The following is a 13,526-nucleotide window of genomic DNA, read 5'->3' as shown; positions in this document are numbered from 1 at the left end:
GCCTCGTTTTCCGCCCTCGGGAGAGGGCATCAACGAGGGAGAAGTTAGCCATAGCACGTCCGGCACAACAGAGCGCGCCGACCCGCGACGGTCCGCGCGTCAACAACGAGATCAAGGCACCACAGGTGCGATTGATCGACGAGAACGGCGACATGGTCGGCGTGCTCAGCACCCGCGAAGCGATCGAAATGGCCGAAGAGGCCAATCTCGACCTGATCGAGATCTCGCCCAACGCGGTTCCGCCCGTCGCCAAGATTTCCGACTACGGCAAATACAAGTACGAGGCGCAGAAGAAGGCGCACGAGGCCCGAAAGCACCAGAAGGTGATCGAGGTCAAAGAGATCAAGATGCGCCCGAACATCGACGACCACGACTACGAAGTGAAGATGAGGGCGATGAAGCGCTTCATCGAAGAAGGCGACAAGGTGAAGGTCACCCTGCGCTTCCGCGGTCGCGAGATGGTCCATTCCGAGCTCGGCCTGCAGGTCCTCAACCGCGTGCGCGGCGAGATGGATCCGCTCACCAAGATCGAATCGATGCCGCGCATGGAAGGCCGGCAGATGGTCATGGTGCTGGCGCCCAAGTAATGGCGGCCAGATGATCGCGGCTGCGGTTTGGCGGGCGATGGCGGTGGCCGTCGCGCTCGCCGCCGTTCCGGCATCCGCGCAACTCGGCGCCGATGCCCAGAAGACCTACGACGACTACCAGCGGCTCGGGCCGCACCGCGCGTTCGCTCTGGCCGCGGACGGCAAGGGCTACATCTGGGCGGGCTCGAGCGGCACCGACCCGGCGCGCGCCGTCGACGGCGCGATGAAAGCCTGCGAGGAGCGCAACAAATCCACGTGCACGCTCTACTCGATCAACAACATCGTGCTGGCGGGCCGCGACTGGAAAAGCGCGGCGCCGCCGCCGTTGCCGGCGATCGGGCGGCTCAGGCCCCAGCCCTACTGGGAGAACAAGGGCCCGCAGGCAGCGGCGGGCCTGATCGTCTGGAGCCACGGCTACATGTCGGGCAAGGACAGCACCGGAAGCGCGCCGCAGGGCCAGGTCGCCAACTTCACCCGCCAGGGCTACGACCTCTACCGCTTCGACCGCGAATGGATCCGCGACTGGCCGGGCGACGCCACTGCGCTGGTCGATGCCGTCAAGCAGGCCAGGGCGATGGGCTACAAGCGGGTCGTGCTGGCCGGCCAGTCGGCCGGCGCCTGGGTGTCGATGGCGGCGACCTTCCGCGGCGCCCCGGTCGACGGCGTGATCTCGGTCGCCGCCGCCCACCACGGCTACGTCAAGGACATGCGCGACGTCTCGGTCGCACGCTCGGAGTGGCAGCAGATCGTGCGCGGCATCAAGCCCGGCCCGCGCCTCGTCGTGGTCAACTTCGCGGGCGACGACTACGACGTCGGCGGCCGCATGGACGATGCCCGCGCCGCCTTCGCGGCCTCAGGCGTGCAGGCGCTGGTGATCTCCGATCCGCCGGGCTTCAACGGCCATGGCGCGGCGAACGCCAATACTTTTCCGCGGCAGTACGGCGCCTGCATCAACGCCTTCATTGAGACGGGGGCGCACCAACCTCCGTGTCCATGAGCCGTGCGCCGGCATCGCCCGCGGCGAGCGCCAGGCTTTCGTAATCCAGGATCTCGACCAGATTGCGCCGCGAGCGGATGGTCCGGCGCGATTCCAGCATGTGCAGCGCCACGGTGATGCCGGAGCGGCGCACCGCCAGCAGGCGAGCCAGCGCCTCGTGCGTCAGCGCAAGCTCGCGATTGCCGAGCCGCAGCGAGGCCATCAGCAGGCGGCGCGCCAGCCGCTGCTCGATCGTGCCGCTGCCCATCGACACGGCGGTGTCCGACATCTCGCCGACGAAGGCGTGCACCGCCGCCAGCAGCTCGGCGCGCAGGCCTGGCCGATCGGCCAGCAACGGCATCAGCTCGCTGGCCGCGATTCGCCAGGCCGTGCCGGCGACATGGACCACGCTCTCCAGCCCCGCGCTCTGCGTCTTGCCCAGGATCGGCGCGACGCCGGTCGCGCCTTCGCGGCCGACCAGCGCGACCTCGACCGCCTTGCCGCGGCCGTTGCGCGCGAACACCGAGACCAGGCCAGTGGTGGGAAAGTAGACGTGGCTCACGACGTCACCGGCGGCATTGAGGATCTCGCCGGCCGACAGGGCGACCTGCTCGAGATGAGGCTGCATCGCCGACCAGTCCTCGTCGCGCAGCCGCTCGAGGATCAGGTTGCCGCGGCTGCCTGGCGCGACGGCCGGACGAGCAAGGCCCGCCAGCGCGAGGCCGAGCTCGCGGTCATCGACCGGCTTGTGCAGCCACGGTGCGGTGCGGAACTCCTCCGGTCCGTCGAAGGCACCGGTGCCGGTGAGCACGAACGGGATGTCGCGCTTACGGAGCTGCTCGCAGATCGGGAAGCTCGCCGTGCCACGCAGATCGGTGTCGATCACTGCGCCATCCAGCGCGTTGTCGCGCGCGAAGGCGATCGCCTTGTCGAGCTCGCCGACCATGCCGGCGATGTCGCAACCGTGCTTCACGACCATGTCGCACACCGCGACGGCGGCCGGATAGCTGCTTTCCACCACCAGGATCTTCGGTCGGGACGGCTCGGCAATACCCATGCGATCCTCCTGGCGATACGCTTCCTGAGCGAAACAACGCCGGAACAGCACAAAAGGGACACCGCTGCGACAAAAACGGCGGCACGAACTGTGGCCGCTCAGGGCATGTACGAACCGCCGTTGACGTGCAGCACCTGCCCTGTGACCGCACTCGCTTCATCGGAAGCGAGAAAAACCGCGGTTTGCGCGATCTGGTCGGGGGTCAGCAGCTTGCCGCCGAGCGGAATGCTGGTCCGCGCCATCTCGATCAGCTCAGCGTCGGTGTTGCCATAGCGTGGCTGGGCGGTGTCGGTGGTCCCGGGCGCGATCGCATTCACCCGGATATTGTGGGGGGCGAGCTCGAGGGCCATGGCGCGGGTCATGGAGACGATGCCGCCCTTGCTCGTGCTGTAGTGCACACCGCGCACCGCGCCGCGGACCGCCTGCGAGGAGAGATTGATGATCGCGCCCGGCTTGTTGGCCGCGACCAGCGCCCGCGCGACCGCCTGGGCCGCGAACAGGCCGCCCTTGAGATTGATGTCGATCAGATAGTCCCAGTCGCTTTCGCGCATCTCCAGGAATTTCACACGCGGATAGACGCCCGCGTTGTTGACCAGGATGTCGATGGTCCCGAGCTGGCGAGCGGCCTCTGCCGCCATGGTCTCGACCTCTGGCAGCTTGCCGACGTCGGCCTTGATCAGGGCGGCGCGCCGGCCCTTGTCGCGGACACCCTTGGCGACGGCTTCGGCGTCGGCCTGGTTGTCCAGCCAGTTGACCGCCACGTCGGCGCCCTCGCTCGCCAGCGCCAACGCGATGGCCGCCCCGATGCCCTGCTGCGCGCCGGTCACCAGCGCCACTTTTCCTGTCAGCCGCATGTCGCTCTCCCTATTCGAACAGGTGACAGGCGACCGCATGGCCGCGCGAGACCTCGCGCAACGGCGGTTCGACCTCTGCACACTGCGGCATGGCATAGGGGCAGCGGGTATGGAAGCGGCAAGCGGCCGGCGGATCGAGCGGCGACGGCACCTCGCCCCGCAGCTCGATCTCGTCGGCCTGCCGACCCGGCTCCGCCATCAGCACGGCCGAGAACAACGCCTTCGTGTAGGGATGGCGGACCTCGGCGAACAGCGACGCGGTCGGCGCCTGCTCGACGATCCTGCCGAGATACATCACCACCGTGTAGTCGGCCATGTGGCGCACGGTGGCGAGGTCGTGCGCCACCAGGAGATAGGCCACGCCGTCCTCGGCCTGGATGTCCTTCAGGAGGTTCATCATCTGGGCGCGGATCGACACGTCGAGCGCCGAGACCGGCTCGTCGAGCACGATCAGCCGCGGCCGCGAGGCGAGCGCCGCCGCCAGCGCCACCCGCTGGCGCTGACCGCCGCTGAACTCGTGCGGATACTGCTCGGCCTGCTCGGGCCTCAGCCCGACCTGCAACAGCAGTTCGCGCACCCGCGCGGCGATCTTCGCCCGGTCGCCCCAGCGGTTGACGATCAGTGCCTCGGCGATCGTGCGTCCCACCTTCATGCGCGGGTTGAGCGACGACCACGGATCCTGGAACACCGCCTGCACCTTGGCCCGGTAGACCGCGAGCGCCTCGCCCTGCAGGCCGCTGATCGGCTCGCCCTCGAGCAGGATGCGGCCCTCGGTCGGCTCCTCGAGATTGAGGATCATGCGCGAGGTCGTGGTCTTGCCGCAGCCCGATTCGCCGACCAGGCCGAGCGTCTCACCGGCCCGGATCTCGAACGAAACGTCGTCGACCGCCTTGATGTGGCCGAGCGTCCGGGTGAACAGGACGCCCTTGGTCAGGGCGAAATGCTTGCGCAGGTTCTCGACCCGCAGCAACGGGGCGTTCATGCCGGCACCACCTTCCAGCAATCGGCGGTATGCTCGCGGCCGACCTGGACGGTGCGCGGATAGGCCTCGAGGCAGCGCGGCTCGGCCTGGACGCAGCGCGAGGCGAAGCGGCAGCCGACCGGCAGGTCCATCAGCGACGGCGGCTGGCCCTCGATCGTCGTAAGCCGGCCGATCGGACCGGTCATCTTGGGCACCGAGGCGATCAGCGCGCGGGTATAGGGGTGCTGCGGCGCCTCGAAGATCCGGCGCACCGGCCCGCATTCGACGATGCGGCCGGCATACATCACCGCAACCCGGTCGCACATCCGTCCGACGACGCCGAAATCGTGGGTGATGAACAGGATCGCCATGCCGGTCTCGACCTGCAGGCGCTTGAGCAGCTTGAGGTACTGGAGCTGGATGGTGACATCGAGCGCCGTGGTCGGCTCGTCGGCGATCAGCACCGCGGGCTGCCCGGCGATGGCGATCGCGCCGACCACCCGCTGCTTCATGCCGCCGCTCATCTGGTGCGGGTACTGGCCGAGCCGCTGCTCGGGGGCGGCGATCTCGACCCGCCGCAACGCCTCCACCGACTCCTGCGTGAGCTGCGGGCGTGGCGCACGATGGCGGCGCAGGAGGGCTTCGCGCAACTGGTCGCCGATCGAGAACACAGGATTGAGCGAGGTCTGCGGATCCTGCAGCACCATCGAGATCCTGCGGCCGCGAATCTCGCGCATCGCCGCCGGCGAACGCTCGAGGATGTTCTCGCCGTCGAGCAGCACCTCACCCTTGATCGTGCGCGCGCCGCCCTTGGGCAGCAGGCGCATCAGCGACAGCGCGGTGAGGCTCTTGCCGCAGCCCGATTCGCCGACCAGGCCCAGCACCTCGCCGCGCCGCAGCGAGAAGCTCACCCCGTCGACCGCCTTGACCACGCCGCGGCGCAGGAAGAAGTGGGTGTGCAGGTCGCGCACGTCGAGAACGGTCTCGCTCATAGCTGGCGCAGCCTCGGATCGAGCCGGTCGCGCAGCCAGTCGCCGAACAGGTTGACCGACAGCACCATCAGGGTGATGGCGATGCCCGGGATCAGGGCCACCCACCAGGCGTCGGTGAGGCGGCCGCGGCCCTCCGAGATCATCAGGCCCCAGGTCGGGGTCGGCGGCGGGATGCCGGCGCCGAGGAAGGAGAGCGTCGCCTCGGCGATGATCACCACGCCGATGTTGAGCGTCACCAGCACCATGAAGGTGTTGAGCACGTTGGGCAGGATGTGGGTCAGCATGATGCGCGGAGCGGAACAGCCCCGCACCTTGGCGAGCGCCACGAAATCGCGCTGCCGCAGCGACAGCACCTCGCCGCGGATGACCCGCGCGAAGCTCGCCCACAACAGCAGGCTGATGGCGATCACCAGGGTGCCCAGGCCCTGGCCCATGGTAACCGCCAGCAAGAGCGCGAACAGGATCGCCGGGAAGGTGAAGGCCGCGTCGACCAGGCGCATCAGCAGGCTGTCGACCGCGCCGCCGACATAGCCCGCCACGATGCCGACGAGCAGGCCGATGCCGCCGCCCGCGATCAGCGCCAGCAGCGCCACGATCAGGCTGACCCGCGCGCCGTAGATCAGGCGGCTCAGCACGTCGCGGCCGAAGGCGTCGGTGCCGAGCAGGTACTTCGGGCTGCCGCCGTCCAGCCAGACCGGCGGCAGCAGCTTGTCGCGCAGGGTCTGGTCGATCGGCGAATGCGGCGCCAGCAGCGGCGCGAACACCGCCATGGCGACGATCGCCGAGATGATGACGATGGGAATCCACGGCACGCGCGCGGTGCGCCGGAAACCGGCCGGCACCCGCGCCGGCCAGAGCAGGCGCCACAGCGACGCGCGCGAGGAGGGATCGACGACGGCCATGGCTACCTTTCCTCCCCATTCATATGGGGAGGTGGCGCGTCGGCACTTTCGCGCGAAGCGCGAAAGTGCCCTATCCGCGACGGAGGGGTCAGAGGCCTCAGTCCGGGACTCATGACCCCTCCGTCGGCGTAAGACGCCGACACCTCCCCATATGAATGGGGAGGAGATGACGCCGCGGGCACTCCATCGCCATGGTCACGCCAACCTGATTCTTGGATCGACATAGGCATAGAGGATGTCGACGACGAGGTTGATCGACAGGATGAGGATCGATTTCAGGATGATCACCGCCTGGAGCAGCGGAAAGTCGCGATAGATCACCGCCTCGTAGGTCAGCCGGCCGATGCCGGGCCAGGCGAACACGGTTTCGGTGACGATGGCGCCGGTGATCAGGTTGCCGACGAACACCCCCCACAGGGTCAGCACCGGGATCAGGGCGTTGCGCAGGCAATGCTTCCAGATCACCACGCCCTCGCTCAGGCCCTTGATGCGCGCGAGCTTGACGAACTCGCTCTCCATCACCTCGAGCATCGCCGAGCGGGTGATGCGCATGAAGCCCGCCACCAGAAACGTGCCGAGCGTGACGACCGGCAGGATGAAATGCTCCGGCCCGCCCATGCGGCCCGACGGCAGCCAGCCCAGCTCGACGCTGAACACGAAGATCAACAGCACGCCGAGCCAGAAGCTCGGTACGGCCACCCCCAGCACCGCGACCGTTCCGGCCGCGCGGTCGAGGAGGCCGCCGCGATTGAGCGCCGCCACCACGCCGAGCGGGATGCCGAGGATCATGCCGAGCAGCAGCGCCCAGGGGATCAGCACCAGCGTGTTGGGCAGCCGGTCGAAGAAGGCCTCCACCGCCGGCTGCTTCATGCGGATCGACCGGCCGAGGTCGCCGTGCAGTGCGTTGCCGACGAAGATCACGAACTGGTCGCCGAGCGAGCCGTCGAGCCCGAGCGTCTTGGTGAGGGCGGCGCGGTCCTCGGCGGTGGCGTCCTCGGGCAGCATCAGGTCGACCGGGTTGCCGGTCAGCCGGCCGAGAAAGAAGACGATCGTCGCGACCATGCAGATCAGGACCGCCCCCTGCATCAGGCGGCGCGCGATGAAGCGCTTCATGACGCGCCTACGCTCACTTCTTCCAGGGCTTCTGCTCGGGGCGCGGGATGCGCTCGAACACGTCGCCCAGCTCGTGCCGGCCGGCGATCGCCTGGAACTGCCCGACCTTCTTGGTGTTGATCGCGTAGTAGCCCATGCCCTCGATGATCGGGATCACGGTCCACGCGTTCGTCACCAGCTCGACCATGCGGTCGGTCAGCGCCGTGCGCTTCTCGCGATCGAGCTCGGCGAGAAGCGCGCGGTAGGTCTTCACGAACTCCTGGCACGTCTCCTGGCAATTCTCCTTGTCGCCCAGCAGGCGCTGCGTGCTCTCGGGCGAGAAGGCGCCGTCGTAGCGCCACGGCGCATCGGGCCGCCCGGCCGTGCGGTACATCGAGGCCCAGCCGACCAGCCCGGCCTGGTCGCCGCGCTCCATCGGCGCGAACGAACCCCATTCGTAATGCTTGATCGTCACCTTGACGCCGACCTTGGTCCACATGTCGGCGATCGCGGTGCCGATATCGACCATGAACTGCGTGCCGGGCAGAGCGGTGTTGGCGAACTTGAGCTCGAAGCCGTTGGGATAGCCTTCCTCGGCGAGGATCTTCCTGGCCAGCGCCGGATCGTAGCGATAGGCCTCGTCCGCCCACTTCTTCCAGCGATCGGCGCTGAGATAGTCGGTGTAGGCGAAGGTCGAGAACGGATACGGCATCTGCGCCTTGCCGTTCATGACGTGCTCGATCACCTGCTTGCGGTCGATCGCCAGCGACAGCGCCTGGCGCACGCGCACCTTGGCGATCGGCGAGTCCTTCACCTCCGGCTTGTAGGTGCCCCAGAACTGGAAGATCGCCTGCATCGTGCCCGGCACCGACAGCACCTCCAGGCCGGCCCGCGTGGCGCCCAGCATGGTCTCGGGACCGATCGACGCGATCGACGCCTCGCCGGTGCGCACCATCGCCACCCGCGTGCTCTCCTCCGGCACCAGCAGGATCGTCAGATCCTTGAAGTTGGGCCGGCCGCGCCAATGCGGCGTGGTCACCGCGGTGAACTCGATGCGGTCGCCGGGCACGTTGCGCACGAACTTCCAGGGGCCGCTGCCGACCGGCTTCTTGCGGAACTCCTCCTCGCCGACCTTCTCGATATAGGCCTTGGGCATGATCGCGCCCTCCGGCGCGACCGCGCGCGACAACCCCGCCGGCAGGCCGATCTGTGGGCTGGTGGTGTGCACCTTGACCGTCAGGTCATCGACCACCTCGATGCTCTTGATCGTGCGCCGCATGCTCGCCGCCGCGGCGGCGAGCGAGCCCGGCCCCATCTGGCGCTCGAGGCTGAACTTCACGTCGTGACCGGTGAGCTTGTCGCCGTTGTGGAAGGTCTGGCCCGGCCGGATATGGAAGGTCCAGGTGAGGCCGTCCGGGGCGAGTTCCCAGCGTTCGGCGACACCCGGCCCGACGCCGCCCTTCTCGAGATTGAAGCCGACCAGGGAATCGTACATCGCCGCCTGGTAGACGGCGTTGCCGGGACGGCCTTCGAGGATGGGATCGAGGGTCTGGGCGCCGAGCGTCTCGACGGCGAAGACAAGGGTGCCTTTCTGGTCCTGGGCGTTGGCGGGCGCCGCCCAGGCGAACCCCAGCAAAAGGACAAGCGTCGCCACTCTCGGCATCAGCCGCGCCATGCGAACCTCCCTACTGGCTCGATTATCTCGTTCTTGCTCTGCAGCCAGCGTGAATCGACTATCCGTCGCGTCCGAAGAAACTGCAATACGTCGCGACGCGGGTGCAGCTCACCCTGCTTGCACCGCGGGATTGCCATCGCTATAAGCGCGCTTCTTCCGGCGGTCTGGCCCAAAGGGCATTGCCTCGATCGCCTAACGTAACCCTTTGAAAAGGAAAGAAAATGCCCAAGATGAAGACCAAGAGCGGGGCCAAGAAGCGTTTTCGCTTCACGGCGTCCGGCAAAGTGAAGCATGGCGTGGTCGGAAAGCGCCACGGCATGACCAAGCGCAGCACCCGCTTCATCCGCCAGGCGACCGGCATGGCGATCGTCTCCGAGCCCGATACGCGCATCATCAAGCGCAACTTTTTCCCGTACGAGAGGTAATCCGCCATGGCACGCGTCAAGCGGGGCGTGGCTGCACACGCTCGTCACAAGAAGGTCCTGAAGCTCGCCAAGGGCTATCGCGGTCGCGCCAAGGCGGCGTTCCGCGTCGGCATCGAGAAGGTCGAGAAGGGCCTGCAGTACGCCTATCGCGATCGCCGCAACAAGAAGCGCGCGTTCCGCGGCCTGTGGATCCAGCGCATCAACGCCGCGGTCCGCGAGCACGGCATGACCTACTCGCAGTTCATGAACGGCATCCTGAAGGCCGGCGTCGAAGTCGACCGCAAGGTGATGGCCGATCTCGCCGCGCGCGAGCCGGCGGCGTTTAAGGCCCTGGTCGATCAGGCCCAGGCCGCCCTCAAGTAATCCGCGCGCGCCGCACGGCGCACCGGAAACGAAATCCAGAGGGAGCCTGTGCCACAGGCTCCCTCTTTTCGTCTGGAGTTGGCGATGGATGATCTTGCGACGATCCGTAACGAGGCGCTGAGCGCCGTCGAGCAGGCGGCCGATCTCGGCGCGCTCGACGCCGTGCGCGTCGCCGCCCTCGGCAAGAAGGGCAGCGTCACCGGCCTGATGAAGACGCTCGGCACTCTCGCCCCCGACCAGCGCAAGGAATTCGGCGCGCGCGTGAACCAGCTCAAGGGCGAGATCGAGGCGGCGATCGAGGCACGCAAGTCGACGCTCGGCAGCGCAGCGCTCGCGGCCAGGCTCGTCAACGAGAAGGTCGACGTCACCCTGCCGGCGCGGCCCGAAACCCGCGGCACCTTGCATCCGATCGGCCAGGTGATGGACGAGCTGGCGGCGATCTTCGGCGAGATGGGCTTCACCTGGGCCGAAGGTCCCGACATCGAGGACGACTGGCACAACTTCACCGCCCTCAACATCCCGCCCGACCATCCGGCGCGGCAGATGCAGGACACCTTTTATCTGCCGCCGCGCGCCGACGGCACGCCGATGGTGCTGCGCACCCACACATCGCCGGTGCAGGCGCGCACCATGCTCGACAAGGACGTGCAGAAGATGCTGTCCGACGGCGGGTCGCTCCGCATCATCGTGCCGGGCCGCACCTTCCGCATCGACAACGACGCGACCCATACGCCGATGTTCCATCAGGTCGAAGGCCTGGTGATCGACCGCACGACGCACATGGGCCATCTCAAGGGCTGCCTGTACGATTTCTGCCGCGCCTATTTCGAGGTCGACGAGCTGCCGATCCGCTTCCGCCCGTCCTACTTCCCGTTCACCGAGCCGTCGGCCGAGGTCGATATCGGCTGCTCGTGGAAGGACGGCGAGCTCCGGGTCGGTGCCGGCGATTCGTGGCTGGAGATCCTGGGCAGCGGCATGGTGCATCCCAATGTGATCCGCAGTTGCGGCCTCGATCCTGCGGTGTACCAGGGCTTCGCCTTCGGCATGGGCATCGATCGCATCGCCATGCTGAAGTACGGCATCCCCGACCTGCGCAGCTTCTTCGACAGCGATCTCAGGTGGTTGCGCCATTACGGCTTCTCCGTGCTGGAGGGCGTGCGATGAAGTTCACGCTCTCCTGGCTGAAGGAGCATCTCGACACCCACGCGACGCTCACGGAAGTGCGTGACGCGCTGACCATGCTCGGCCTCGAGGTCGAGGGCATCACCAACCCGGCGGAGGCCTTGAAGGGCTTCGTGGTCGGCTACGTGGTCGAGGCTATCCAGCATCCGAATGCCGACCGCCTGCGCGTCTGCAAGGTCGACACCGGCTCGGGCGTGCTCCAGGTCGTGTGCGGCGCGCCCAACGCGCGCACCGGCATGAAGGGCATCTTCGCGCCGACCGGCAGCTACATCCCCGGCACCGACCTGCACCTCAAGGCGAGCAAGATCCGCGGCGAGGAGAGCAACGGCATGCTGTGCTCCTCCCGCGAGCTGCAGCTCGGCGACGATCACAGCGGCATCATCGACCTGCCGCCCGAGACCAAGACCGGCCTCCCGGCCGCCGAGGCGCTCGGCCTCGACGATCCGGTGATCGAGATCAAGGTCACGCCGAATAGAGGCGATTGCCTCGGCGTGCACGGCATCGCCCGCGATCTCGCGGCGGCGGGCCTCGGCACCCTGAAGCCGTTCAAGACCGAGCGGGTGAAGGGCAGCTACGCGAGCCCGATCCAATGGACGCACGGCTACGAAGCCAAGCCCGACAGCCCCTGTCCGATCGTGGTCGGCCGCCATTTCCGCGGACTGAAGAACGGTCCCTCGCCCGACTGGCTGCAGCGCCGGCTGAAGGCGATCGGCCTGCGTCCGATCTCGACCCTGGTCGACATCACCAACCTGGTGACCTTCGACCTCAACCGTCCGCTGCACGTGTTCGACGCAAAGAAGCTCTCCGGCAACCTGGTCATGCGCCAGGCGCGCGAGGGCGAGACGATCCTGGCGCTCGACGGCAAGACCTACACGCTCGACCCGAGCGTGGCGGTGATCGCCGATTCCAAGGCGCCGCACGGCATCGGCGGCGTGATGGGCGGCGAGGAGACCGGCGTCCAGGCCGACACCACCGAAGTGTTCCTCGAGGTCGCCTATTTCACGCCGATGAACGTCGCCTCGACCGGGCGCAAGCTCGGCGTCCAGTCCGACGCACGCTATCGCTTCGAGCGCGGCATCGATCCTCAGTCGGTCGAATGGGGAACCGACGTCGCCACCCGCCTGATCCTCGAGCTGTGCGGCGGCGAGACGAGCGAGATCACGCGCAGTGGCGTGATGCCGAATTGGCAGCGCAGCTACGCCCTGCGCCCCGACCGCGTGAAGAGCCTGACCGCGATCGACGTGCCGGCTACCAAGACGACCGACATCCTGAGCAAGCTCGGCTTCGGCATCAGCGGCGATGGGCCATGGACCGCCGCGGTGCCGTCGTGGCGCCCGGACATCATCGGCGAGGCCGACCTGGTCGAGGAAGTGACGCGCGTGCACGGCTTCGACCACATCCCGACCACGTCGCTGCCGCAGCTCTCCGCCACCTCCAAGCCGGTGCGCACGCCGATGCAGCGCCGCGTGCCGCAGGCGCGCCGGGCGCTCGCCGGCCGCGGCATGAGCGAGGCCGTTTCCTGGTCCTTCCTGCCGCGCGCCAAGGCCGAGCGGTTCGGCGGCGGCGGCGAGGATCTGCGCCTCTTGAACTCGATCGACGCCACGCTCGACACCATGCGGCCGTCGATCCTGCCCAACCTGATCGATGCCGCGTCGCGCAACGAGGCGCGCGGCCTCGTCGATCCGGCGCTGTTCGAGGTCGGCCCGATCTACAAGGACGCCACGCCTACCGGCCAGCGCATGGTCGCCGCCGGCGTGCGCCACAACATGGCGGTGCCGCGCAACTGGGCGGGCCCGACCCGCACGGTCGATGTGTTCGACGCCAAGGCCGATGCGCTCGCGGTGCTCGCCGCGATCGGCGCGCCCGACAATCTCAGCGCCACGACCGGCGCGCCGGACTGGTATCACCCCGGCCGATCCGGCGTGATCAAGCTCGGCGATCGCGTGATGGCGCATTTCGGCGAGCTGCATCCGCAGATCCTGACCGGGACCGACCTCACGGGCCCGGTCGCGGCCTTCGAGGTGTTCATCGAGGCGCCGCCGCTGCCCAAGGCCAAGGCGACCAAGGCGCGGCCCAAGCTCGTGCTGTCGCCGTTCCAGCCGGTCGAGCGCGACTTCGCCTTCCTGGTCGACGCCGAGGTCGAGGCCGACAAGCTGGTCCGCGCCGCGCGCAACGCCGACAAGGCGCTGATCGCCGGGGCGCGCGTGTTCGACGTCTATGCCGGCAAGGGCGTGCCGGGCGGCAAGAAGTCGCTCGCCATCGCCGTCACGCTGCAACCGATGGAGCGCACGCTCACGGATGCCGAGATCGAGGCTGTTTCGAACAAAGTTGTCGCTGCCGTCGCCAAGGCAACGGGGGCAGTATTGCGTGGTTAGCCCTTGTCGTCCTGAGCGAAGCGAAGGACCTAAGGGTCCGACAACGCGGTGTCGAAGCGCTAGATCCTTCGCTTCGCTCAGGATG

The 13,526-nt window shown here is 67.9% G+C and carries 13 protein-coding genes; 6 read left to right on the top strand and 7 right to left on the bottom strand.

Annotation, left to right across the window (positions count from 1 at the left end):
• Window positions 1-50: 50 nt before the first annotated feature.
• The gene (infC, locus tag J0J01_RS06810) at window positions 51-587 is read left to right on the top strand and encodes a translation initiation factor IF-3 (protein WP_296379685.1); all 537 of its coding nucleotides are present in this window, start codon (window positions 51-53) and stop codon (window positions 585-587) included.
• Between the two features lie 10 nt (window positions 588-597).
• On the top strand, window positions 598-1,584 hold the full coding sequence (locus J0J01_RS06805) for an alpha/beta hydrolase (protein ID WP_296379492.1): 987 nt from the start codon (window positions 598-600) through the stop codon (window positions 1,582-1,584).
• On the opposite strand, the gene J0J01_RS06800 is transcribed toward J0J01_RS06805, so the two are convergent.
• The 7 genes from J0J01_RS06800 to J0J01_RS06770 form a co-directional block, all read right to left on the bottom strand.
• Window positions 1,547-2,620: a helix-turn-helix domain-containing protein gene (locus J0J01_RS06800; RefSeq protein WP_296379491.1), complete on the bottom strand. Its 1,074-nt coding sequence runs from the start codon at window positions 2,618-2,620 to the stop codon at window positions 1,547-1,549. The two genes, J0J01_RS06805 and J0J01_RS06800, sit on opposite strands and share 38 nt — an antisense overlap.
• Window positions 2,621-2,718: 98 nt before the next feature.
• Entirely contained in the window at window positions 2,719-3,474 is a 756-nt protein-coding gene (locus J0J01_RS06795; protein WP_296379490.1) for an SDR family NAD(P)-dependent oxidoreductase, read from the bottom strand.
• A 10-nt stretch (window positions 3,475-3,484) separates the two neighbouring features.
• Window positions 3,485-4,456 carry an oligopeptide/dipeptide ABC transporter ATP-binding protein gene (locus tag J0J01_RS06790; protein WP_296379489.1) on the bottom strand — a complete coding sequence of 324 codons (972 nt, stop codon included), beginning with the start codon at window positions 4,454-4,456 and terminating at the stop codon, window positions 3,485-3,487.
• A complete protein-coding gene (locus J0J01_RS06785; RefSeq protein ID WP_296379487.1) occupies window positions 4,453-5,427 on the bottom strand; it encodes an ABC transporter ATP-binding protein in 975 nt (324 codons plus the stop codon). The genes J0J01_RS06790 and J0J01_RS06785 overlap by 4 nt, the downstream gene beginning before the upstream one ends.
• Window positions 5,424-6,329, bottom strand: coding sequence for an ABC transporter permease (locus J0J01_RS06780; protein ID WP_296379485.1), 906 nt, complete (start codon window positions 6,327-6,329; stop codon window positions 5,424-5,426). Before J0J01_RS06780 ends, J0J01_RS06785 begins: the two co-directional genes overlap by 4 nt.
• A gap of 195 nt (window positions 6,330-6,524) precedes the next feature.
• A complete protein-coding gene (locus J0J01_RS06775) occupies window positions 6,525-7,442 on the bottom strand; it encodes an ABC transporter permease (protein ID WP_296379482.1) in 918 nt (305 codons plus the stop codon).
• A 13-nt stretch (window positions 7,443-7,455) separates the two neighbouring features.
• The gene (locus tag J0J01_RS06770; RefSeq protein ID WP_296379480.1) at window positions 7,456-9,096 is read right to left on the bottom strand and encodes an ABC transporter substrate-binding protein; all 1,641 of its coding nucleotides are present in this window, start codon (window positions 9,094-9,096) and stop codon (window positions 7,456-7,458) included.
• 221 nt (window positions 9,097-9,317) lie between these two features.
• On the opposite strand from J0J01_RS06770, the gene rpmI reads away from it, so the two are divergent.
• From rpmI to pheT, 4 genes are all read left to right on the top strand, one after another.
• Window positions 9,318-9,521 carry a 50S ribosomal protein L35 gene (rpmI, locus tag J0J01_RS06765; RefSeq protein ID WP_296379478.1) on the top strand — a complete coding sequence of 68 codons (204 nt, stop codon included), beginning with the start codon at window positions 9,318-9,320 and terminating at the stop codon, window positions 9,519-9,521.
• A 6-nt stretch (window positions 9,522-9,527) separates the two neighbouring features.
• On the top strand, window positions 9,528-9,884 hold the full coding sequence (gene rplT / locus J0J01_RS06760; RefSeq protein WP_296379476.1) for a 50S ribosomal protein L20: 357 nt from the start codon (window positions 9,528-9,530) through the stop codon (window positions 9,882-9,884).
• 84 nt (window positions 9,885-9,968) lie between these two features.
• On the top strand, window positions 9,969-11,048 hold the full coding sequence (gene pheS, locus J0J01_RS06755; protein ID WP_296379474.1) for a phenylalanine--tRNA ligase subunit alpha: 1,080 nt from the start codon (window positions 9,969-9,971) through the stop codon (window positions 11,046-11,048).
• Window positions 11,045-13,441, top strand: a complete 2,397-nt coding sequence (gene pheT, locus J0J01_RS06750) for a phenylalanine--tRNA ligase subunit beta (protein ID WP_296379473.1) — start codon at window positions 11,045-11,047, stop codon at window positions 13,439-13,441. Before pheS ends, pheT begins: the two co-directional genes overlap by 4 nt.
• Window positions 13,442-13,526: the final 85 nt, after the last annotated feature.

Source organism: Reyranella sp. (assembly GCF_017305915.1).
Classification (GTDB): Bacteria; Pseudomonadota; Alphaproteobacteria; order Reyranellales; family Reyranellaceae; genus Reyranella.
This window is presented reverse-complemented; position numbering and strand designations above follow the sequence as displayed.